Source organism: Spirosoma flavus (assembly GCF_054778555.1).
The window spans coordinates 1,774,770-1,798,951 of record NZ_BAAGZL010000001.1; the positions used below are offsets into that span (position 1 = coordinate 1,774,770).

Genomic DNA, 24,182 nt, shown 5'->3' on the forward strand with positions numbered 1-24,182 from the left:
AAGTAATCTCGTACTGTGGACAAAATGTTCTTACACCAACTGGGCCGCGTTACACTTGCCAGCGTTTTTTCAGAAAATCTTTCATAAATACGTTCACATCCCATTGGCTAGCAACAGGTTGCTGCGTGTACGGAAGGGTAGGTAGGTAACCCGCCGGACCGAATTCACACGTAACAGTCAGCGTAGACGCATTCGCTTTTTGCAGCCTCGCCCGGATGGCATCCCACCATTTGGCATGAGTTTCGAGAGCATCTTTCCACTCCGGCGCACGAGGGTCGTTTACCTGTGGTCCTTCAGGATGGCCCACCCGGCAGTGAATATGATCGCTGACTGCAATTGCCCGGTTGACATTTTCAGCCTGGTCGGCCAGGTACGATTCTGCTACGTTGACCCAATGGGAGTAATCGGCCGTTAGCCGAAGCTCAGGCAGTTTCATTAAGTAGTACTGAATAGCTGGAGCACTGTAAGAGAATCGCCCCCGATGCGTTTCGTGCAGAATACGAATGCCGGTCTGTTTCTGTACGTCAGTAGCTACGCCAATTAACTCGGCGTTTTGTTCAAACGTGAAGTAGTCGTGGCCGGTATGGGCATTAATAAACGAAGGCTTGTGCGAAGCGATGTCGAGCAGGTCGTCGTGATACTTTTTTTTGTGTTCGGCAAAATTGGATCCGCTACCAAATGCCATTAATATCAGGTCGAGGCCGTTGTCACGGGTAACTTGTACAGCTTCTTTACGTTGAGTAGGACCGGCCGCAATTTCCATTCCGTCGTATCCGGCGGTTTTCACCCGTTTGGCCGCTTCTGGATAAGGCAGACTTTCCATACCCCACATCGGGCAGTAAAAGAGAGTTTTCAAAGGATAAGTGGTTTAGTTTATGAGGTCAAAGTTGTAGAGAAAAAATCGTTTCGAGAAACGTTATTCATACTGTGCCAACTATGGCTGTACATCACTGAAAAGAGTAAAGACTCGGTAAGTTTAATGCATTTTAATGCGCCTTTACTTGAACTAAAAATTATAGCCCAAGTAAAGCGTGATGGAAAAATGGGCGTGTTCAACGAAGTGTAGCACGCCGAGTAATGGCTTACGTGATACACTTCGTTGAAGACTTTCGAAAATTTGGTACTTTTGCATCGAGTATACCTGATTTACTCCCTTAAAACAAAATGTAATCTGTCTGGCATCATTTGGGTGACACAAAAAATGGAAAAAGACAGATTGACTTCTAGCTTATGAGCGAAACTGCCACCCGATTTTCCCCCGGTGTTGTAACCGGCGAAGGTGTTACCGAATTATTTCGGCACGCTAATGAAAATGATTATGCATTACCCGCCGTCAACGTAGTTGGCACGGATTCGGTAAACGCTGTTCTGGAAACAGCCAAAGCTGTTAACTCGCCGGTAATCATTCAATTCTCCAATGGGGGCGGCATTTTTTATGCTGGTAAATCGCTTCCCAACGATAAGCAACAGGCGGCCATTGCGGGCTCTATTTCGGGCGCTATGCACGTTCACCACGTAGCAGAATTATATGGGGTGCCGGTTATCTTGCATACCGACCACTGCGCTAAGAAATTGCTGCCCTGGATCGATGGTCTGCTGACTGCTGGCGAGAAGCATTTCGACCAGACGGGTAAACCGTTGTTTTCGTCGCACATGCTCGATTTATCGGAAGAGCCGATCGAAGAAAACATCGAAATCTGTTCGAAATACTTTGAGCGGATGGCCAAAATCGGCATGACGCTCGAAATTGAATTAGGCGTAACGGGTGGCGAAGAAGACGGCGTTGATAACTCGGACGTTGATGATTCAAAACTATATACTCAGCCTTCAGAAGTAGCCTATGCTTACGAAGAACTGAGCAAAATTTCGCCGAATTTCACGATTGCGGCTGCCTTTGGAAACGTGCACGGTGTGTATAAGCCAGGTAACGTAAAACTTCAGCCCATCATCCTGAACAATTCGCAGAATTATATTCAAGAGCATTATAACACAGGACCACTGCCGGTGAATTTTGTTTTCCACGGTGGTTCAGGCTCAAGCCGCGAGGAAATTCGCGAAGCTATCCGCTACGGTGCCATTAAAATGAATATCGATACCGATATGCAATGGGCTATGTGGGAAGGTATTCTGAACTATTATAAATCGAAAGAGGGCTACCTGCAATCGCAATTGGGCAACCCCGAAGGTCCTGATTCGCCAAACAAAAAATACTACGATCCACGCGTGTGGCTACGTAAAGGCGAAGAAAGCATGGTACAGCGCCTGAAAATAGCATTTGAAGATTTGAACTGCATCAATCGACTGGCCTAAGCTGGTAGATTGCTAATAGAGATGCCGGATTCATCAAATCCGGCATTTTTTATGACTCAAACGCTACGTAGCAGCAGCGGTAATTGCGAACGTAGCAACCTTATTTAATCTGGAAAGTGTCGGGTCGAAATGCTCGGCACTTTTTGGTTTTCAGTCATCGACAGGATTAACTTTTGTCAGAAAAATTTCACTAAAGTTCTTGGGTAATTTTCTGGTTTGAAGGCAATTCCAAATCTACTTTACCGTAATGCTACGTTCAAAACGAATGCCTGGTTTATACCACGTTTTAGGACTTTTACCAGAAAGTTAGTTGTAAGTGTTTTTACCTAAGCACATGATATGAACGAACGTAACGCTTCAAAAATGTCATTTAACGTACTGGTATTCAATAAGTGGAAGTCCCGTCCAAATTCATTAACTTTCAGGGATGTATAAGCGCGTATGGGATAGATTCTGGAAAAAATTGGCTTTTACAAAAGAATAAAAATCATTACCCGCACAACATCATACTTACCAACGTAGCGTTTTGATGATTTTAGAATAAACCTATGGATTTAATTCGTGCCGCCTTACGTAAGCCGATTACGATTCTGGTAATCGTGGCCAGTTTGTTTTACTTTGGCGTAGGTGCTGTCCGCAATATCAAGATTGACATATTTCCCAATCTGAATTTGCCGGTTATTTATATTTCCCAACCCTTTGGCGGCTACACCCCCGACCAGATGGAGTCTTTTTTTGGGAAACAGTACGTTAACCTGCTCCTCTACGTATCGGGCGTAAAAAGTATTGAAACCAAAAACATTCAGGGCATTACGTTGCTGAAACTTTCGTTTTACGAAGGTACCAACATGGCGCAGGCTGCCGCCGAAGTGTCGGCCTACTCCAACCGGGCGCAGTCCAGCTTTCCGCCTGGCTCGCAACCGCCGTTTATTTTACGTTTCGATGCTTCTACGTTGCCAGTTGGGCAACTGGTTTTGAGCAGTCCGATACGTACCAATAACGAGTTGCAGGATATGGCCAACGTCTATATCCGATCGGGTTTTACGTCGGTGCCGGGGTTGGTGTCACCCGCGCCGTTTGGGGGGAACTCCCGCTCCATCGTGATCAAAGCCGACCCTGAACTGCTACGTGCCCACAACCTCTCTCCTGATCAGTTGGTGGCGGCACTACGTATCAATAACACCGCTACACCAGCCGGAAACGTACGTATCGGCGATTACAACTATTTTACGCCGGCTAACACGACCGTCAAAACTATTGAGGATTTTGGCAACATTCCGCTCTACACCGGTTCAGTACAAAACTTGTATTTAAAGGACGTAGCCTCTATTGAAGATGGCGCCGACATTACACAGGGATACGTATTGGTTAACGGCAAACGATCAGTGTATCTGCCGATTACGAAATCTGCTGACGCATCGACCTGGGAGGTGGTTCAGAATTTGAAAGCTGCTTTACCGCGCTTCCAGGCGCTGTTGCCCGAAGATGTAAAACTGACCTACACTTTCGACCAGTCGGTTTACGTCATCAACGCCGTCGAAAGTTTGATGACCGAAGGGGCCATTGGAGCCATTCTGACTGGCTTGATGGTGTTGCTTTTTCTGGGCGACTGGCGGGGCGCTTTAATCGTTATCATTACTATTCCGACCTGTATTATTTCGGGGGTACTGTTTTTGTCGTTGTTTGGGCAGACCATCAACATTATGACCCTGAGCGGCTTATCGCTGGCTATCGGTATTCTGGTCGATGAAAGTACGGTGACGATTGAAAATATTCACCAGCACATGGACATGGGCAAACCGAAAGCACTGGCGATCTGGGATGCCTGTAAAGAAATTGCATTCTCTAAACTGCTGATTCTATTCTGTATTCTGGCCGTTTTCGCGCCTGCTTTTACGATGACGGGTATACCAGGGGCCTTGTTTCTGCCGCTGGCATTGGCTATCGGGTTCTCCATGATTACATCGTACCTGATGGCACAGACGCTGGTGCCTGTGCTGGCCAACTGGATGATGAAAGGCCACGCGCATGTTGGAAACGATAAGGTGCCAAAACAGAAAGGCCGTAAACTCTTTAAATTCAAGAAGAACGTAGTAACCGTAAATGGTAACGGAAATGGGCATTATGAAAAAGAAGCGCTGCTACGTTCCAAGGAGATTCTGGCCAATCGGGAAGACCTGAATAAAAACGGCAAAATCAGTTATTTCGAACGGGTACGGGGTCGATTTACGCGCTTCATTCGACGTATCATGCCTCATCGCAAACTGATTGTGACGGCATACGTAGTGGGGACGATGGCAATCGTGTTTCTGCTGATTACAAACATTGGCCGCGACGTGTTACCCAAAGTAACTGGTCACCAGTTTCAGGTTCGACTACGTAATCCCGACGGTACGCGACTCGAAAAAACTGAGGCTACCATGCTGAAAACCATCGACGTGCTGAAGCAACTCGTTGGGAAAGATAATATTGAGATTACGTCAGCTATGGTTGGGATGCACGGGTCTCAATTTTCGACGAGCCCGATTTACCTGTTCATGGCTGGCCCACAGGAAGGCGTTTTGCAGGTAAGTTTGAAAGAAGATTACGACGTAGAACTGGACGAACTGAAAGACAAATTCAGGGCTAGTATGAAAAAAGCACTGCCCGGCGTGAAGCTTTCGTTTGAACCGATTGAACTTACGGATAAGATCCTGAGTCAGGGTTCACCAACCCCCATTGAGGTGAAACTGTCGGGCAAGAACAAAAAACAGAATGAAGAGTACGCAAACAAAGTAATTGCCAAGTTAAATCAGTTACGTTATCTGCGTGATGTGCAAATTGGTCAGGCTACTAAATATCCGACCATTAACGTAACAATCGACCGGACGCGGGCTGCTCAACTCGGCACCGATATTTCGGCTATTTCGCGCTCGCTCATAGCTGCTACGTCGTCGTCGCGATACACGGAGAAAAGCGTCTGGATTGACCCGAAATCGAGCCAGAGTTATACAGTGCAAGTGCAGGTTCCCGAAAACCGGATGACTACCATCAACGATTTAGGTGAGATACCGGTTTTGCCCAACTCAAATCGTCCGGTGCTGAGCGACGTTGCTACGTTACAGAAGGGTACTACGTATGGCGAAAACGATAACATTGGCGCTATTCCGGTACTGTCGGTAACAGCCAATCTGAACGATATTGATTTGGGAACGGCCGCCCACGACGTGCAGAAAGCCATTGATTCACTCGGTGAATTGCCTCGTGGATTGACGATTAAAATGCAGGGCCTGACTCAGGTACTTATCGATACGTTAGATAGTCTGCAAACGGGGTTATTAACCGCTATTGTGGTTATCTTCCTGATGCTGGCGGCTAATTTTCAATCGTTTAAAGTATCGTTGGTGGTTTTATGCACCGTTCCGGCTGTGCTTTTAGGCTCGCTGGTGTTGCTGATGCTGACGGGTTCGACACTGAATCTGCAATCGTACATGGGGATGATTATGTCGGTGGGCGTATCTATCTCCAACGCCGTTCTCATGGTCACTAACGCCGAAGATTTGCGGATGCGTAATGGCAATGCGCTGCTGTCGGCTCGCGAAGCAGCTTCGCTACGTATGCGCCCCATTCTGATGACGAGCGTTGCGATGGTTGTCGGGATGATACCGATGGCTTCTGGATTGGGCGAAGGTGGTTCGCAGGCGGCACCGCTGGGACGCGCCGTTATTGGTGGCCTGATTGCTTCTACGTTTGCCGCCCTGTTTATTCTGCCGCTGGCCTTTGGCTGGGTGCAGGAGAAAACCTCAACCGAATCGGTGTCGCTTGACCCCGAAGATAAAGACAGTAAATTTTATAGTCCTTCCCCCTATGAAACGGCTCATTCATAAGCCTGTGCGTAATCTGATTGTTCTGGCTGGCGGTTTGCTGCTGGCTTCTTCCTTGACGAATTGCCATTCTTCAGAATCGGAGGCTAAAGAAGCCGCTTCTGAAGCGCCGGAAGCCCCTGCGGCTATCGACGTATTTTCGCTAAAAAGAGGAAAATTATCATCCTCGCTCAATATCCCTGGCGAATTGATGGCGTATCGTGATGTAGATATCTATGCGAAAGTGAGCGGATTTATTAAATCGCTCAAAGTGGATGTAGGGTCAGAAGTACGTCAGGGACAGTTGCTGGCGCAGGCCGAAGCACCTGAATTGAGCGCCCAGCTCGCTTCTGCCGAATCGCGATTGAAAGCACAGGAAGCCCTTTCTATAGCCAGCAAAGCCAATTATGAACGCGTTTTGGAAGCCAGTAAATTTTCGGGAGCCGTCTCGAAAAACGACGTCGATCAGGCACTCGCCAAACGTAACGCCGATTTAGCCCAACTGGATGCTGCTAAATCAGCGTACCGGGAAGTGGCCACGCTTCAGAATTATCTGGCCATTCGTGCCCCGTTCGACGGTGTCATCAGCACCCGGAATGCAAGTACTGGAGCCTATATCGGACCAGCCGGTAAAGGCTCAGAATTTCCGCTATTTGTACTGACTGAGCAAAAGCGACTCCGGCTGGTTGTGGCTGTGCCTGAAGCTTATACGGGTTATGTTCATCAAAATGGCGAAGTGAGCTTCACTGTCAAAACCTTCCCGGATAAGAAGTTTACCGGGCAGATAAAACGGCTATCGGGGGCATTGGACAAACGTCTTCGCTCTGAACGTATTGAGGTGGACGTAGTGAACAACGACAAAAAACTGCTGCCCGGCATGGTGGCCGAAGTCAATCTGCCGCTCCCTACCCAGAGCAATACGTTTATTATTCCGAAATCGGCGTTGGTTAATTCAACCAAGGGCGTTTACGTAATAAAAGTCATCGATAAAAAGGCTGTCTGGGTACCTGTCAAAAAAGGGCTGGAAGCCGACGAACAAGTAGAAGTTTTCGGGCAACTCACTGAGGGAGATCAACTTGTCGCAACCGCCGGCGAAGAAATTCGGGACGGTGGGCCGGTAAATGTAAAATAGCAATGATCTTGTTTTATTGCCAAAGCTGGTTTTGTCATGCTGAGGAACAAAGCATGACAAAACCAGCGTCCTAAATAATTCTATTTCACGTATCCCAGTTTCCTCGGAATGGTGTAGATTTCTGTCTGTCGCCCGTCGATGTAGCGGAAGCTCTGTCCATCAAAAAATCCGTCTTCCTCGAGCATGATACGTACCACTTTCTTCCATTCTGGTATTTCAACGGCTGCGTTCAATTCAATGGAATAAGCCGTGTTAGCCAGCAACGGATAATCTCCGGGGCCCGGAACGCCTTTCTGCTGATCCCAGAGGCCGATGGTTGGGCCAGCCGCGTGGCCGTGAACACCGATCGGGTGCGAGTAAATGGTGCCCATAATTCCTTCTTTCTTCGACTGATCAAGGGCCGCCAGTAACATCTGATTTCCGGTTTTGCCAGCTTTAAACTGCTCAGTCAGTATGTCCTGTAGTCGATTCCCTTGCTTAAAAGCCATTTTGATGGCTTCCGGTACGTCGGTCTCGCCAGGACGTAGCACGTAGGCGTGTTGCTGTTGGTCGGTGTTTAGGCGCAGGTACGTAATGCCGAAATCGACGTGGAGCAAATCACCAGGCATAATTACCTGTTTGTCAGGCCGCTTTGAAAACGTACGTAAATGTTCAAACTGCTGATTATCGGCGCGTTGTACGTCGACTGTCGGGTGAAACCACGTATCTAGGCCCAGATTGGTGATACGTTGCCGGAACCACCATACTACGTCGTCGGTTGTCGTTACGCCGGGCTGGATGACCTGCTCCGAAAAACCTTCCTGAATAATCTGATGCGACAATCGGCAGATGAGCGGATAAATCGCCATTTCTTTCTCGGTACGCGTTTCGAGCCAGCCAACCGCTATTTTCTCCGCCGAAACGATACGTTTCTGATACTCAGCAGGCAGCTTTTTCAAAAACTCTTCATGTTCCGAGAATGAAAGCCCGTCGGCGTGCCCGTAATTCAGGGACGTATTCAGCCCAATTTTTTTAGGTTTTCGGTCTTCGATAATCTTCGCCAGCGCTTCCCACTGATTTGGCCGAACATCGATGTCCCAGGCGCCTTTGAGCAGATTTCCTACATCGTACCGGGCAATGGCGAGCTTCTCAACCGCATCGGCGGACCGTTCTTTGCCATTATCGAAAAATACCATAATGGTACGTCGGCGGGCCGATAGCCAGGTGCTGGGGAGCATGGTACGTAGCACCGGATCTTCGTTGTATTCGCGAGAAATAATTATCCACATGTCAATCCCTTCGCGACGCATCAGTTGGGGCAGCAGATTGGCGAAACGATCTTCCAGAATTTCATCAACGATACGGGCCCGTTCGCGTTCGGGAAGTACCGTAGAGGGTGAGGGCTGGGCAGATGCCGCTGAAAAGAAGATGGAAAAAATGAATAAATTAATGATGAAGTAGCCTATTTTCTGCATGTTATTCAGGTTAGTACGGTTTTAGGCAAGATACATAAATGATAAAAGCAACCCTAACCAGCCTGAATGACAATCAAGTCTTTTCTGAACAAAACTCAATTCTCTATTTTTAACATACTATCCAGACAACGATTAAATAGTATTATGCATCTACTCGGTAGCCAATTCGCAAAAATGGCAACTTGTTAAAGTCAACAGGTATAAATAGATTCCAAGTTTATATTCGTTAGCTTGATGTAACGAATGCAAATCGTTTCTTTCGTGCATGAAAATTTCTCTGATTAGTTTATTCTTTATATGCTATACCATCGTTGCCATAGCTCAAACCGCGACTACGGGTTTGCGTGGAACGGTTAAAAATGCTAAAGGCGACCCGCTGCCGTATGCGGCCATAATTGTGAAAGGTACGCCGACTGGTACTATTTCCAATGATGAAGGGCGCTTTGAAATTGCACTGGCACCGGGTAAATACAACATTGTTTTCCAGTACCTGGGCTTTCAAACTATTCAGAAACCCGTTGAGGTAGAAACGGGCTTTGCTACGTTGGATGTTACGTTGGAGGAGCAGGCGCTACGTTTGTCCGAAGTACAGGCGAAGGCTGGTAATGAAGATCCGGCCTACACCATTATGCGCCGGGCCATTGCTAAGAGTCGGTACCATCAATTACAGGTGCAACGTTTTAAAGCTCGCGTATACACTAAGTCGTCAGTTACAGTACTGGATATTCCTAAACTGGCCGAAATGGCGTTTAAGAAACAACTTAAAGAAGCCGAACGCGACGCTAATTTTAAAGTCGGAGTGCCCATACTGAACGAAACCGTTGCCGAAGTAACCTTTAGTTTGCCTAATACGTACCGACAAAAGATTATTGCCAATCGGAATTCGTCGGGCGATTTTCTAAGCCCCAGTCGATTCTACAATGCTAGCTTTTATAATCCTGAAATCGGTGGCGCCGTATCGCCCCTGTCGCCGAAAGCGTTTGCGTATTATAAATTTGAGTACAAAGGCACGTTTCGCGAACCGGGGCCAAACGGTGAGCCCATCGAAATTAGTAAAATTCAGGTCATTCCGCGTCAGTACGGCGAAGGCGTTTTTCGAGGCACCATCTACATTCTCGAAAATAGCTGGGCCATACACAGCCTACAACTGGAGACCGTCACAAACATCGGTATTACGATTGGAGTAAATCATATTTGCAGTCCTGTGCAAGGCGTATGGATGCCTGCTAACCAGCGGTATACCGGCAGTGGCTCGTATTTGGGAGTGCGGGCTTCTGGTTACTACGTTCGCAATTTGACATTTAGCGAATTTGTCGTAAATCCGGCGTTTGCCGCTGATATTGAAGTGGCCGATGAGAAAAAAGGACCGCCTGCCAATACGTTGTCGAAGCGTGATATTAAAAGCAGTCAGTTGGAAGACGTCGTGAAAAAGCAAAAGGAGTTTTCGACCAAAAATCTGCGTCAGTTAGTCAAAGAATACGAAAAGCAGGAAAAAGAAGCCCGGAAAAAGCGTAAAGAAGACGTAGCAGTCGTGCGCGACGATTCGCTGGTGGTCGATTCGCTGGCCCGCAAACGCTCCAATGTATTTTGGGATTCGCTACGTTCGGTGCCACTGACCACGAATGAGGCTAAAAGCTACAAAAAGGCTGATAGTCTTGGGCTGGTACGTGAAATAAAAGCGCCCGGCACCGACACTACGCGATCTGACAGTACAAACCGACGACGAAACCGGAATAAATTTTCCGTAGGTCAGTTGTTGGGCGATTACACCTGGCGACCGTCGAAAGTCACTACGTTGCAGTATCGTGGGCCACTCACTCAAATTGAATACAACACCGTGGAAGGCTATGCTGTGGAAAGTAGTTTACTTGTGCGCTATCGGCCGAAAGTGGATTCGATTAGCCGGTTTTTGCAAATTCCCCTGAGTGAGTGGACAGTTGGCGGAAATCTGCGGTATCAGTTCGGGCGGAAACAATTTGTTGGGTACGGACAGGCGGGGTATCAGCATAAATCGACACGAATCAACGTATCAGGAGGGCGTTATCTGTTCCAGTTTAATCCTGATAACCCGATTAGTCCGGCGCTTAATACGTTCACTACGTTGTTGTTTGAGCAGAATCTGGCCAAATTATACCAGAAAGATTATCTGAACGTAACGGTGAGTGCCAACCCTTTTGAAAACAGGTTATCGTTAGTGGGGAGTCTGGAATACGCCCGACGTACTGAACTTGCCAATTTTAAAGAAGATATCAAGCCCTGGTTCAACTGGAAAAATCGCGAATTTACGCCCAATCGGCCGTACAATGCTGAGTTGGAAACAACGGCCTTCCCAACGCATAATGCGCTGGTTTTGAACCTAACGGCATCAGCAAAATTGGGAACGACCGAATACATCATTCGAAATGGCCGACGTATCGCCCGGCGCGACAACGACGCTCCGCAACTGACGCTGAATTACCGAAAAGGCATGGCTGACCTGGATTACGATTTCATGCAGGCGACAATCAGTCATTCGTTCGAGACGGGGATTCGGAGCCGGTTAAATTACCAACTGAGTGCTGGTACGTTCCTGAATGACCGCAAGCTTTACTTGCCGGATTTCAAACATTTTGCGGGCAATGAGTTTTTCTTCCAGCAGGGCGACGTAGTATCGACGTATCGGCTGCTGCCTTATTATCAGTACAGTACAGGGAAACGTTTTTTTGAGGGACACGTACTGGCCGAATTTCGTAAGTTTTTCGTGACGCAACTGACACTGATGCGACTGGTTGGCCTTAAAGAAAACCTGTTCGTGCATTATCTCTACACGCCAGCATCCCGAAATTACACTGAAGTAGGCTACGGGCTGGATGGGTTGATTCCGCAGGTATTGCCTTTCTTCCGGGTTGAAATTATTTCGCAGTGGCAGGACGCCAAATACCAGGGGTTAGGATTCCGCATTGGCACTACGTTGAAATTCGGTCGGTAAAGTGACGTAATGATATTACGTTGTTTATAGATGAATAACTCAAGAATTTCCTAACACAATCGTAAAAGACAGGTAATCACTACGTCACAGACGAACTCTTACTTTGCGCAAACCAACGTAGGCATGAATCGTCGAGACGTAGTAAGACGAATGGGTACGGGCCTCGCGGCTCTTTCTGTAAATAATCTGGCCACTGCTCAGGTGGCATCTTTGCCCCGGCAACGGGCCTTACGAATCGCTCACCTTACCGATATTCACATGCAACCGCTGGTTGGCGCGGCTAAGGGATTTGAGCATTGTCTGCATCATGTACAGGCTATGCCCGAAAAGCCTGATTTGATTATCAACGGGGGCGATGCCATAATGGAAGCGCATGGGCGTGGACAGGACAGCGTAAAGCGCCAATGGCGGCTGTATCAGGACGTAATACGCAGCGAAAATGGCTTGCCCCTGCTAAGCTGCGTAGGAAACCACGACATCTGGTGCAAGGAGGAAACCGCCACTGCGTTTGGCGACGGGCGGAAGTGGGCCATGGATGAACTACAAATGTCGCGGCCGTACTATAGTCTCACTCAGAATGGCTGGCACATTATCGTTTTAGACAGCGTACAGCCGAAAGCCGATGGGAGTTGGTATACCGCCCATCTGGACGAAGAGCAATACCACTGGCTCGAAGCTGATCTGAAAGAAACCCCACCCGAAACGCCCGTTTTGATTGTCTCGCACGTACCGATTCTGGCGGCTTGTGTATTTTTCGACGGTCAGCGATTTGCCAACGAAAACTGGAGCATTCCCGCTCGCTGGATGCACAGCGATACCGTCCGACTCACCAATCTTTTTCATCGTTACCCCAACGTAAAGGCCGCCCTCAGCGGTCATATTCATTTAGTAGATCGGGTCGACTACAATAACGTATCGTATTTCTGCAACGGCGCAGTTAGTGGTGCCTGGTGGTTCGGCAAATACCATCACACCGCAGCTGGTTATGCCGTCGTTGATTTATTTGATGACGGAACGGTCGAGAATCGGTACGTGAATTACGTCTGAAGAATTCTGAGCCAGGATTTTAGCAAGATTTAAATGATTAAGCAGAATTATAGATCTGTAATCTTGTTAATCATTTAAATCCTGCTAAAATCCTGGCTCAGACTATGGAGAATATAAAAGACCTTTTTCACAAATTTCCCCACTCCGGACGGGTTGAGTGGATCGGTATTCGACCTGCCCGAAAAGCACCTGTTCAGGTAGTCGATTCGGTTGAGGTTTCCGAGAAAAAAGGACTTATTGGTGATCACTACAGCGGCCAGAGTGGAAATAGGCACGTAACGCTCATTCAGGCCGAACACTTACCAGCCATTGCTTCACTCACAAATCATGAACGTATCGACCCCGGTTTGCTACGTCGAAACATTGTCGTAACAGGCATAAATCTGCTGGCTCTTAAGGATTTACAGATTCAGATTGGCGACGTAGTGCTGCTGATCACAGGTCAATGTCATCCCTGTTCGAAAATGGAAACCGCTCTTGGAACTGGCGGCTACAATGCCATGCGAGGTCACGGCGGCATGACAGCAAAAGTGATTCGGGGCGGTACGATTCGGGTAGGGGATGAGGTAACTGTGCAGCCAATTGAAAAAGATGCGTAGTAAGTCATTATAGACAAAATTGAAACTATTGCTCAACTAAATTCAGAGGATAGCCAATTTTGGTCATTATCATAGTATCATTCTTACCTATAAGTTAGTTGTTCTTGCGAAACGGCTCTTTTTTCTTGTAAAAGTTCATATGAAATTCTCTCTTGGTTTCAATAAATTTGATGGTTATTAATACCATCCTTCCCGATTAAAAGTAGCTGATTGATGTGTCGTTTAGCTTTGTGCGTAAGCTGTCTTTTTGCTTTATGGCTACCCCACAAAGGTATGGCGCAGGAGCAAGTTTATTTGAAATTACGCGCAGACCGAATACAGAACGCTCGTGAAAAAGAGCAACAAGCTATAGCTCAGAACGATTCGCTATTGCTGGCCGAAGCCTGGTATTTGTACGGCAAAACCTATGCTTTCGCGGGCGATTACCATACTGCACAACGGTATTTTCTGAAATCCTTACGTATTCAGGAATCACATGGTGACTCAGACGAATTGAGTCGACTATACGTTCGTCTGAGTGAAAATGAAAATATGCTTGGCCGCCCCAAACAGGCTATACGACTGGCTACGTACGCTTTACAAATTGCACAACGTATCAAAGTAAGTCGAGATATAGCGCTCATACGTAGTTATGGTACATTGGGACGGATTTATGAAGACATATGGCGCAAGCAAATACCACGTCGACAGACGCTCTACGATTCAATTCTAACGTATTATCGCAAAGAGTTGATTATCTGTAACATGATTAAGGATACGTCGGGTATTGCCGAATCGACCATGCACATTGGTACGTTTCTGACGCTTGGAAATGACGAACGGGCTATACCTCATCTGAAACAGGCGCTCGATTTCTTTATCCGAAAAGACAAAGATGGAATTCGGGTACGGGCGATGGTCAATCTGGCTGCGGCTTATCTGACGTTTGGCAAACCTGATTCTGCTTTTCAGGTGCTTCAACATGCCGAGCGTTTTTATACCGCGAGAAAATTGAACGAGTACGATGCGCGAATGCTGCTGGAGCATGAACTGGTTCGTTATTATGAATTAACAGGCCAATGGCCGAAGGCCTATGAACATCTGCATCAGCTGAATGCTATGGAGCGAAGCCAGATTCTGTCGGATCGGGACGGGGCAATCAGCCGACTGAGTGTTGAGTACGAAACGGAGAAAAAAGAAGCATTGCTACTTGCTCAGAACAAAGAAATTAAGCTGAATGAACAGAATTTACGCCTTCAGCGGTTAGTCACCTGGATAACGGTCATTCTTTTTTTACTTGCTTCTGGCATAAGCGTCGTTTTTTTTCGGCTTTATCGTAAAAACCGACGTATCAGTCAGCAAAATCAGGAGCTAGTTAAAGAGCAAAATCACCGGGTTAAAAACAATCTACAGGTTATTTCGAGCTTGCTTAATCTGCAGGCCCAGCAACTTACGGACCCAAACGCCCGTCGAGCCGTTGAAGAAAGCCAGTTGCGTGTTCAGGCTATGGCCATTCTGCATCGCCGTTTGTATGATGGCGAACAACTGGCCAGGGTAGATCTCAACGACTTTGTTCGAGAGTTGGTTAGCACCGTCCTGCAAACGTTTGGTTATTCGAACGTAGCGGTTGCAATGAACATTGAGCCTATCCATCTGTCGGCCGACAAAGCGATTCCGTTAGGACTGGTTCTGAATGAGCTGATTACCAACTCCTGCAAGTATGCTTTTCCTGACAATGATCGCCCAATGTTACGTATCAATTGCCGTCGAATGGGACGTAGCGTTCAACTGGAAGTGGCCGATAACGGACCCGGTCTAATCAAAACGCAGGTGCCCATTCTGCAGGGAGAAGACTGGAGTGTCGGGGCGTCTAGGTCGTTGGGCATGTCATTAATTCAGGCGCAAGTGGCTCAGTTAAACGGCATTGGCCATTTTGACGGAGAGGAAAACACTACGTCAGGTACAGTATTTATCATGGAATTTAGCGTGTAAACTCAGGTATGACTTCGTTAAAGATTCTTATTGTAGAGGATGAGATTATTACGGCAATGGACCTTCGTCAGATTCTTGAGAAGGCTGGTCATACGGTAACTGCTATTGCCCGTACATTTGAAGCAGCCCAGAAATCGGTCAAAACAAATCCGCCCGATCTGGCGCTTATTGACATTAAACTGGAAGCGAGTTCGACGGGAAACGGTATAGACACTGCAAAAGAGTTGTTAGCCTCTCAACCAATCCCCATTATATATCTGACTGCCAATTCGGAGCCTGCTACGTTCGAACTGGCTAAAGCAACACAGCCAGCCGCCTATTTGCTTAAGCCGTTCAAAGCCAGCGAGATACTGTTCAATGTTGAACTGGCTTACCACGATTTCCAGAAGAATCATGTGGTTCAACCCAGTGCGTCTATGTCAAACTATTTGATGTTGCCCGTGGGTAAAGGTCTGGAAAAGATAGATATAGACGATGTTATGTATCTGGAGGCCGATGGAGCTTATGCCAAGGTAGTTATGGCCAACAAGGTGATTCATACTGTCAGTACGAACCTCGGACAATTAGAGCCCTATTTTCGAACAGGGGAATTCTGTCGATTATCCCGTTCTCACGTGATTAACCTGGATTATATTCGACGGTTAAAAGACAATGAAGTAGTTCTGAATGACAATCAAACGGTTCTGCCACTTGCTTCTACCTTCCGAAAAGATTTGTTGAAACGGTTAACTGTGGTACGGACGAAACCCAAAAACGATAATAGGTAAAATAAGAGGTACCGATAAGTTGAGGTTTTAACGTAGCGTTACGATGACTTACCCATTTAGTTACTGCGTCGTTTATTCACCCTAAATGAGGGCCTGCATCTTATTTAGGGTACTGTTAGATCGTGAAACAGATGCAGGAATCGTCGGGAGGGGAATCATTTGTATTTTTTACTACAGATGAATAAAGTCTTATTTAATGATGTGGATAGAAGCGTGCATCTATCAAAGATGATAACTTCTGTCAGGATGCACAACCCAGGTTTTGCCTACCTGTATACTTTTCTTATGAACCTGCCCATTTTTCTTTCTAACGCAAAAGTCAGGCCTGTTCTAAACAAAATGAACCCCTCGTTGAGGGGTTCATTTTATTAGGCAGAAGAAAATATATTATCGTTGCTTTGGGGTTGATTGTTCTGGATCGGGCGAAATTCGGCTCGGGCGATTGAAGCCATTGCGGTACCGATTTCGAAGCTGCTGAATGGTATTAATCAGATCGTAATCTTCCGACTTTAGCAGAAAATCATCATCTAAATCACAGAAATCATAAAATTTATCAATCTCGTCGGCCTTCAGATTAGTCGATTGCTCAACCAGTAACCGGAAGCGTTCCTGCGCCAGCGCATGCCTTCGATCCTGTTGAATAATGTAATATGCTTTCCGGTCTGATTTGGGTCGCTTGCCAAACATTTCGTAGAGCAACGTAACGCCCGCACCATCGGCAAGCCGGTCAAATGCCTGATCTCCCGTCACTTTTTTTGACGCAACTGGCTCATCAAGAAGTTGCTGAATCTCACGCTTCACTTCCTCGTATCGTTTCCCAGTCACAGTCACTTCATCCAGATCAACAACGCGGTAGGGCATTGGCGGTAACGAACGAGCTACTATGGTTGGATTGTCCGAACCGTCGTAGCGAATGCCTGTGCGCGCGTAAAGCTGGCTGGTAACAATGAGTGAATCGCCGGGCAGAACAGTCAAAAAAAAGCGACCCGTTGTGTTGGTACGTGCACGCTGACGAGTACGTTGATTTATGATGGTTACCTTATCAACGGCTTTGTTTGTCGTTTGATCAACAACGGTACCAACTACGTACTTTCCCTGCGCCCATACGCGGGTCACTCCGCCTAGCAAACTAGTGAGGAAAAGGACAAAGAGGAGTTTATAGCGTGTCTTAATCAAACGTATGCTTGTTTATGCAGTACCCAGAATGAACAAAAATGCGTGTTTTGAGAAACAGCTTGCTTACAAAAATACGATTTATGTGAATTCAAATCTGTTAAAATACTTTAACTAGTTTCTGAATTCGGTCGAGAGTCATTTCGGTAAAATCGCCTACTACGTCATCGACAAATACGCGTAATTCATTCGGAGACTGCGTAGTAGCCATACCAACCACTAGGGCACCCGAAGCTTTTGCCGCTTGTATACCTGTCATAGAGTCTTCAAAAATGACGCTCTCAGCTGGCTCGACACCGAGCATCGCCATGGCTTTCTCGTAGATTTCAGGATCGGGTTTGGGATGGCTTACCATACTTTCGTTGAGCAGTACGTCGAAAAACGAACGTAATTCTAACGTATCGATCACGAAATCAAGATTTTCGACCGGGGCCGACGTAGCAACGGCGGTACGTATACCAGCCGCTTTTAATGATTTCAGAAAGTCGAGTAAACCGGCTACGGGTGTTACGTGTGGCGCATAAAGCTCACGAAAAAGCTGCTCTTTTTCATGGCCAAGGCGCGCTACTTCTTCAGGTGTAAGCGTTTGACCAGCAAATAAGTGTGCGATGATATCGTTATTGTGCTTGCCCGATACGTATTGCACAAAATCATTGTCGTCGAGTGTCTTACCATTACGTTGATAATAGTTGCGCCAGGCTGTCCGGTGATGCGGATTGGTATCGACAATCACCCCGTCCATGTCAAAAATAACTGCTTTCATCTAGATAGTTTGTAAACAACAATTGTCAGTCAATAGTATTCGGGTAACTGTTCTCGGGTAAACCTTCCTCTGTAATAAACCGAAAACTATTGACCGACGACTGATTATATTTTATTTCATTTTTACTATAGTCACGCCAGCGCCCCCTCGGTCGGCGTGTTCGTCTTCCATACGCGCTACCTGTTTATAACCACGCAGGTGATTACGTATCAAGGTGCGTAAAATGCCGTCGCCTTTACCGTGAACAATACGTAGCTCGGGATAACCCAGCACCAGCGCATCGTCCACAAATCGGTCGACTTCGCCGAGTGCTTCTTCACCCCGTTTACCCCGAATGTCGAGGTTAAAACTGAAATTCTGCATTTTCTCGTTGATGTCCATGCCTTGGCTACGAGGTCGGTCGTCGCGTACTTCGGTGGCTTCCCGGAACGTTTTCTTACTGACTTTTTCGAGCCGGTTCAATTTTACGTTCGATTTAAGATCGCCAATCCGGATTTCGGCGTCTTTACCACGTATCGCCAGCACTTCACCGATCGCATTCTGCCCCTGAATCCGAACGTAGCTACCCACTGCGATGGCACCCCCGTCTTTCTCAAATTCTTCCTCTGCGGGTTTGGTCGGCTCAGCAACAAGGGTTTCAGGAACGAGTTCTTTCTGGGTGAAACGTTCCAGTTCCTGTCGAATCTGTTTAGTGGTATCGCGTTCGGCTTTGTTTTCTTTTATGGCCTGAATTGTGCTTTCAATACGTTGGTTGGCTTCCTGTACCAGCGTTTTCGCCTTCTGCTTTGCATCGTTAATAAGTTTCTTCTGCTCGTTATCCAGACGAGTTTTCAACGCAGTATATTCAGCAAGTTGCTGAGCCAGCTTACGTTGATTAATGCTTATTTCCAGATTTTTTTCTGAGAAAACACGTTTTTCGATATCAAGCTCTTTTAGTAACTTTTCAAAATTAACCTGCTGATTACCAAGCTTGTCCTTAGCTCTATCGATAACGCCTTTAGGTAATCCGATCTTCTGCGCAATTTCGAACGCAAACGATGAACCTGGCCGTCCGATTTCTAACTGATAAAGCGGTTCCAGATGCGCTCCATCGAAACGCATGGCGCCATTAACCAGTCCAGCCGTTTTATCGGCCATAATTTTCAGATTCGTATAGTGCGTATTAACCACACCATAGGCTCCCGATTTATTTAGATCTTCCAGAATCGATTCAGCAATTGCCCCCCCCAATCCCGGCTCCGTTCCGGTGCCAAATTCATCAATGAGAAAGAGTGTTCGTTTGTTGGCCCCAATGAGGAACTGCTTCATGGCCGTCAGGTGCGATGAGTACGTACTGAGATCGTTCTCAAGAGATTGCTCATCGCCAATGTCGATAAACAAGTTCTGGAAAACGCCCATTTCGGCGTAATCATCCATCGGAACCAGCAGGCCGCATTGCAGCATGTATTGCAGCAAACCCAGGGTTTTTAGAGCAACCGATTTACCTCCCGCATTTGGACCCGAAATAACTAGGATACGGGCCTTCTCATCCAATCGGACATTGAGCGGCACTACCTGTTTATTTTGCTTGGCAAACGAAAGAAATAGTAGCGGGTGCCGCGCATTGGTCCAGTTTATGAGTGGGCGGTCGTGCAATTTGGGCATAATAGCCTCCAGTTGAACCGCGAAACGCGCTTTAGCCCGAATAAAATCAATCTGAGCCAGAAAGTTAACGGCCTTTTTCAAATCTTCCAGATGCGGACGAATCTGATCGGTAAGAGCCAGCAGAATTCGGAAAATTTCGCGCCGTTCTTCGTACTCCAGTTCCCTGATTTCGTTGTTGGCATCAAATACTTCGGCAGGCTCCAGAAATACGGTTTGGCCCGTTTGCGACTCATCGTGCACAAAGCCTTTTATCTTACGCTTGTGCTCAGCCGCTATAGGAATTACCAAACGGCCACCACGTACCGTCAATGATAAATCGTCGGGAATCCAGCCGTTTTGGCGGGCCTGCCGAAGGATGCTGTCGAGTCGTTTCCGAAGGTTGGCTTGTTCGCTGATGATACGTCGGCGAATACTAGCCAGTTCGGGTGAGGCTGAATCACGAACGTTGCCCCGATCGTCGATGACCCGCTCAAGGGCATCGGTCAGTTTTTTATCAACTGCCACCGGGCCTGCCAACTCACGGAGGAAAGGAAACGTTACGTCCTCATTACCTGATCGACCATCTTTTTGCCGCGACAGAAAGCGCAGACATTCCTGAATGGTACGTAGCGCCAGTTTCAGATCAAAAAATTCGGGCTCTGTCAATGCTAACCCTTCCACCCGCATACGAGCCAAGTGAGGGCGGACATCGATGTAATTGCTATTGGGGAAATCGGGTTCGTACTGAACAATCTGTTTAAATTCAGTGGTTTGCCGAAGAAGTTTGTCGATAAGTGTTACGTTATCTGTAAACCGGATTTTCTCTACGTAGTCCTGTCCTAACGGACTCACGCAGGCTTCCTTAAGTCGTTCGCGGATCGTATCGAAACCTAATTTAATTTCTAAGGTATTTGGGTAAAGCATTCTATTACGTTGCCCATTTGGGTAATTGGCGTTACGTCGCCCAAAAGGCACTAATAACGTAACAGTGAGCGAGGGCTCAGGGTTCGCTATGGCAACGTAGTGCGGATAGGATAAGTACGTAGTGATCTGTTACGTTCAATTCTGATTCATCGGAGTTAGCGAAGATGCTCGATACGTTCCAGCATTTCGAGACAGGAACGGCTGTTATGATAGGGACATTTCCACATGCTGATTTTGTCTTTTCCGAGTATTTTGTGCTCTTCGGTTACACCTGAGAACCATTCGCCGTTTTTGAGATCAAGTAGGTATTTTTTAATGAATTCCCAACTCTGCATAGACTTATCTAAAAACTGCTTTTCGTGCGTAAGTTGATAAGCATTCATGAATCCGACCATTGCTTCAGCCATGACCCACCACGATCGCTCGTGGTTGAGATGACCGTCACGCTCTAGTTCATAATTCATTCCGTTGTCTGATGCATCAATCCCCGTGGTTGCTGCCCGTGCCATTTTTACCGCTACGTCCCGTACTGTTTTTTGCAACGATTTATCGCTCGGATTTTTTGCTGCCAGCGCATCAGCGGCTTCGGGCAGGAGCCAGGATGCCTCAATATCGTGGCCATACGAAATGGCTGTCCGGCGGATATTCCAGTCGTTGTCCAGGAACATATTCATGCGATACGTTTTAAGATCAACGATGTGCTTCAGGAACATATCGAGCATACCACGCATCTGGTCGGCCACTGATTTATCTGGCCATACACGATATAGACTCGTGAACGCTTCCAGAATGTGCAGGTGTGTATTCATGGTCTTGCTTTCCTGATTATCATACTTACTGATAATGTAATCTGTAGCCGGTGACCAGTCGCGGGCGAGTGCTTCTACGTATCCACCTTTTTTGGGGTCGTAGGCGTGTTTTACCATATTCTGAAATAGTTCTTTGGCCAACGCGAGAGCAGGAGAGGAGTGCGTAACAAGCGCGTATTCGCTCAGGCCATAGAGCGCAAATGCCTGACCGTAAAGATGCTTAAGTGGATATTTAGGCTGGCCAGTAGCATCGACCGACCAGTAAACACCGCCATATTGTGGATCAATGAAATGTTCACGAATGTACTGGAAAGCCTGATCAGCAGTGGGGCGGTATTCTTCGTGATGGGTATGTCGGAGCGCGGCTGAGAACGACCATAAGATACGAGCGTTCAGTACAATACCTTTATCGGCTTTATTGTCAGGCTGGTTCTGATAATCGACACGGCCATAGAAACCACCGTGCTCCTTATCGGGAGCGTAACGTTGCCAGTAAGCCAGAATATCTTTGTGTTCTTGCCGGAGTTCGGCCTGAAATTGGGCAAGGTCCATAAAAAGTGCTGAATTATGAGTGATGAACGATGGGTTGGCTGAGGCCTGATTATTTGTTTTAGCGACAGCAACTCATCGTTCATCACTCATAATTCAGCACTTAAAAAAATCTACTGCTTTACGCTTTTTATCTACTACCATTCCGGCTGTTGCTATGCCCGGAGTGTCCATGTCCACCTCGCTCATCAGTAAGCTGGTGCTTAGCTTTGTCGGAGTGATGGTGATTATCCTCAGGACCTTGTTTGCTTTTGTTGGTGTTTGTTCGGGTTTGCTCTCCATTGGGTTGTAACCCACTCGTATCGTTTGCCTGTTGATTTCGGCTGCGTTCCCGGCCAGGCTGCAAATCGTTGGAACCCGGCTGGTTTGTGGTTTTGCTGGACATAACGTTGTTTGATTGTTGAGTAAACTAATAACCCACTTAGTTGTCGATTGTTCATAAACGAAAAATCCCGCTTCACGTTGTGAAGCGGGATTTTTCTGTTCTATTGAATCTGATTAATAACCAGGATTCTGCTTAAGAATGCCTTGTTGAAGGTCAATTTGAACTTGCGGAATTGGGAAGTACTCATCTTTACCCGCTGTGAATTTTGCACCCGCATAGCCTAAAGGAAGCTTTTGACTTTCATAAGTTAGGTATGCATTTAACACCGTAGATGCTACTCCCCAACGAACAAGGTCATAGAAGCGATGACCTTCACCAGAAAGTTCTAGTTTACGCTCGAATTGAACCGCTGTACGGGCAGCAGCTTTATCAGTAAAGGCAGTTGTGTAATTTTTAATTGCGTAGTTAGCTGCATTTTTACCATCAGATGTTTTAACCCAGTACGTAGCATCAGCTGCCCGAGTTCTAACCTGATTAATATAAGTACGAGCCTTCTCTAAACTACCAACTTCTATCTCAGCTTCAGCAGCCATCAATAATACATCTGCAAAACGGATGATATTATAATTGATAGCTGAATAACCGTCCGTCCAAGAGCTACCATCTGTCAGCGTTTTATCCTGCGATTTATAGAAGATAAACTTCTTAGGCGAATACGGACCAGCATAGCTCTGATCACGAATCCAATCTAGACCTGGGTGTACCATCCAGTCTAAGTAAGGAATACCCCGACGACCAATTGACCAATCCAAACGTGGGTCAACTGTACCCGCGTCTGGCGTAAAAGCATCAGCCGATTTGACACCTTGGTCGTTTTTCAATTCATTCGCAGCAGAGTTGTAGGAGCCGTCTAATAAAGGTAAGCCATTGGCATTAACCCGAAACGAGTTGGCTAATTCAAAGCTTGGAGCAAAGAAACCGCAGCATCCAGCCGGACCGTTTGAACCCGTATTATAAGGGAAGTTCAAGTCCAATTCCTGAGCGGAGTTAGCAACGTCACCTGTGTTAACAGCAGCCTGAATAGCAAATACAGATTCTTCGTGGTTATCTTTTACAGCGTTAAAGATGTCGGTATAATTGGCAACTAGGGCATATTTTTTGCCATTAGCAGTTACACCACTCGCAATAACCTGATCGAAGATTGCCTTAGCCTCAGCGTATTTCTTCTCGTACAAATAAGTTTTAGCCAGATAGGTTGCAGCTGCCCACTTATTGGCCCGACCTGCTGCTGATTGCGTTTCGGGTAGATTATCCTGAGCAAATTTGAAGTCTTCCTCGATTTTTGGCCAAATATCTACGTCGTTCTTAACCTGGTCAATTCCTGTACCGTAGTCTTTGGTTTCATCGATAAAAGGAACCATATTGAAAGAACGCTTCAACTCAAAATAGTAATGAGCACGTAGGAAGCGAGCTTCGGCAGTTATACGTTTCTTATCTGCGTCTGATACGTCGGCAGTGGCCGAAGGAAGCGTACGTAGCACTGCATTAGCTCGGCTGATACCTTCATACATTCCTCGCCACTTATCATTAATGTCGCCGTTGGTTGGCAGAATTTCAAAACGCTGGAACGTTGAAAAGTTTGTGTTACCTCCCCCGTCACCAGAGTTGGAGCCTTTGTTAGCTTCTCCTCCTGAAACACTACCGCGCACCCAGTTATAGGAACTGGTCGCTCTTGAGAACCCCCGACCATTCAACTGTGAGTAGGATGAAAGGAGTATACCTTCAAGCCCTGCCTTAGAGGTCAGCTGGTTACTGGCTAGCTGGCCTGTTGCCGGTATTTCCAGAAACTTATCGCTACAAGCAAATGTAACCGATAGTATTATTGTTGTTACAGATGTAACCGTTAATAGGGTATTTTTCATAGTG

At 46.8% G+C, this 24,182-nt stretch carries 16 protein-coding genes; 8 read left to right on the forward strand and 8 right to left on the reverse strand.

Annotated features, from left to right (window positions below):
* Positions 1-49: 49 nt before the first annotated feature.
* A complete protein-coding gene (locus ACYVF1_RS06910; RefSeq protein ID WP_461076927.1) occupies positions 50-856 on the reverse strand; it encodes a sugar phosphate isomerase/epimerase family protein in 807 nt (268 codons plus the stop codon).
* A gap of 374 nt (positions 857-1,230) precedes the next feature.
* On the opposite strand from ACYVF1_RS06910, the gene fbaA reads away from it, so the two are divergent.
* From fbaA to ACYVF1_RS06925, 3 genes are all read left to right on the forward strand, one after another.
* Positions 1,231-2,310, forward strand: a complete 1,080-nt coding sequence (gene fbaA, locus ACYVF1_RS06915; RefSeq protein ID WP_461076929.1) for a class II fructose-bisphosphate aldolase — start codon at positions 1,231-1,233, stop codon at positions 2,308-2,310.
* 548 nt (positions 2,311-2,858) lie between these two features.
* A complete protein-coding gene (locus ACYVF1_RS06920; RefSeq protein ID WP_461076931.1) occupies positions 2,859-6,176 on the forward strand; it encodes an efflux RND transporter permease subunit in 3,318 nt (1,105 codons plus the stop codon).
* A complete protein-coding gene (locus ACYVF1_RS06925) occupies positions 6,157-7,284 on the forward strand; it encodes an efflux RND transporter periplasmic adaptor subunit (RefSeq protein WP_461076933.1) in 1,128 nt (375 codons plus the stop codon). Before ACYVF1_RS06920 ends, ACYVF1_RS06925 begins: the two co-directional genes overlap by 20 nt.
* Before the next feature lie 80 nt (positions 7,285-7,364).
* Here ACYVF1_RS06925 and ACYVF1_RS06930 read toward each other — a convergent pair whose 3' ends face one another.
* Positions 7,365-8,738 carry a M24 family metallopeptidase gene (locus tag ACYVF1_RS06930; RefSeq protein WP_461076935.1) on the reverse strand — a complete coding sequence of 458 codons (1,374 nt, stop codon included), beginning with the start codon at positions 8,736-8,738 and terminating at the stop codon, positions 7,365-7,367.
* A gap of 265 nt (positions 8,739-9,003) precedes the next feature.
* Here ACYVF1_RS06930 and ACYVF1_RS06935 point away from each other — a divergent pair, with 265 nt between their 5' ends.
* The 5 genes from ACYVF1_RS06935 to ACYVF1_RS06955 all read left to right on the forward strand — a co-directional run bounded on the left by ACYVF1_RS06935 (position 9,004) and on the right by ACYVF1_RS06955 (position 16,090).
* Positions 9,004-11,706 (forward strand): DUF5686 and carboxypeptidase regulatory-like domain-containing protein, encoded by a 2,703-nt coding sequence (locus tag ACYVF1_RS06935; RefSeq protein ID WP_461076937.1) that lies wholly within the window; start codon positions 9,004-9,006, stop codon positions 11,704-11,706.
* A 123-nt stretch (positions 11,707-11,829) separates the two neighbouring features.
* The gene (locus tag ACYVF1_RS06940; RefSeq protein ID WP_461076939.1) at positions 11,830-12,753 is read left to right on the forward strand and encodes a metallophosphoesterase family protein; all 924 of its coding nucleotides are present in this window, start codon (positions 11,830-11,832) and stop codon (positions 12,751-12,753) included.
* 104 nt (positions 12,754-12,857) lie between these two features.
* The gene (locus ACYVF1_RS06945) at positions 12,858-13,352 is read left to right on the forward strand and encodes an MOSC domain-containing protein (RefSeq protein ID WP_461076941.1); all 495 of its coding nucleotides are present in this window, start codon (positions 12,858-12,860) and stop codon (positions 13,350-13,352) included.
* Between the two features lie 273 nt (positions 13,353-13,625).
* The gene (locus ACYVF1_RS06950; RefSeq protein ID WP_461076943.1) at positions 13,626-15,323 is read left to right on the forward strand and encodes a histidine kinase dimerization/phosphoacceptor domain -containing protein; all 1,698 of its coding nucleotides are present in this window, start codon (positions 13,626-13,628) and stop codon (positions 15,321-15,323) included.
* 8 nt (positions 15,324-15,331) lie between these two features.
* The gene (locus ACYVF1_RS06955; RefSeq protein WP_461076945.1) at positions 15,332-16,090 is read left to right on the forward strand and encodes a LytR/AlgR family response regulator transcription factor; all 759 of its coding nucleotides are present in this window, start codon (positions 15,332-15,334) and stop codon (positions 16,088-16,090) included.
* A gap of 387 nt (positions 16,091-16,477) precedes the next feature.
* Here ACYVF1_RS06955 and ACYVF1_RS06960 read toward each other — a convergent pair whose 3' ends face one another.
* The 6 genes from ACYVF1_RS06960 to ACYVF1_RS06985 all read right to left on the reverse strand — a co-directional run bounded on the left by ACYVF1_RS06960 (position 16,478) and on the right by ACYVF1_RS06985 (position 24,178).
* Positions 16,478-17,266, reverse strand: a complete 789-nt coding sequence (locus tag ACYVF1_RS06960; RefSeq protein ID WP_461076947.1) for a peptidase associated/transthyretin-like domain-containing protein — start codon at positions 17,264-17,266, stop codon at positions 16,478-16,480.
* Positions 17,267-17,363: 97 nt separating this feature from the next.
* Positions 17,364-18,026 (reverse strand): HAD family hydrolase, encoded by a 663-nt coding sequence (locus ACYVF1_RS06965; RefSeq protein WP_461076949.1) that lies wholly within the window; start codon positions 18,024-18,026, stop codon positions 17,364-17,366.
* Between the two features lie 111 nt (positions 18,027-18,137).
* Positions 18,138-20,573: an endonuclease MutS2 gene (locus ACYVF1_RS06970; protein WP_461076951.1), complete on the reverse strand. Its 2,436-nt coding sequence runs from the start codon at positions 20,571-20,573 to the stop codon at positions 18,138-18,140.
* A gap of 155 nt (positions 20,574-20,728) precedes the next feature.
* Positions 20,729-21,934, reverse strand: a complete 1,206-nt coding sequence (locus tag ACYVF1_RS06975) for an AGE family epimerase/isomerase (protein ID WP_461076954.1) — start codon at positions 21,932-21,934, stop codon at positions 20,729-20,731.
* A 127-nt stretch (positions 21,935-22,061) separates the two neighbouring features.
* On the reverse strand, positions 22,062-22,316 hold the full coding sequence (locus tag ACYVF1_RS06980; RefSeq protein ID WP_461076956.1) for a hypothetical protein: 255 nt from the start codon (positions 22,314-22,316) through the stop codon (positions 22,062-22,064).
* 113 nt (positions 22,317-22,429) lie between these two features.
* A complete protein-coding gene (locus ACYVF1_RS06985; protein WP_461076958.1) occupies positions 22,430-24,178 on the reverse strand; it encodes a RagB/SusD family nutrient uptake outer membrane protein in 1,749 nt (582 codons plus the stop codon).
* Between the last annotated feature and the right edge of the window lie 4 nt (positions 24,179-24,182).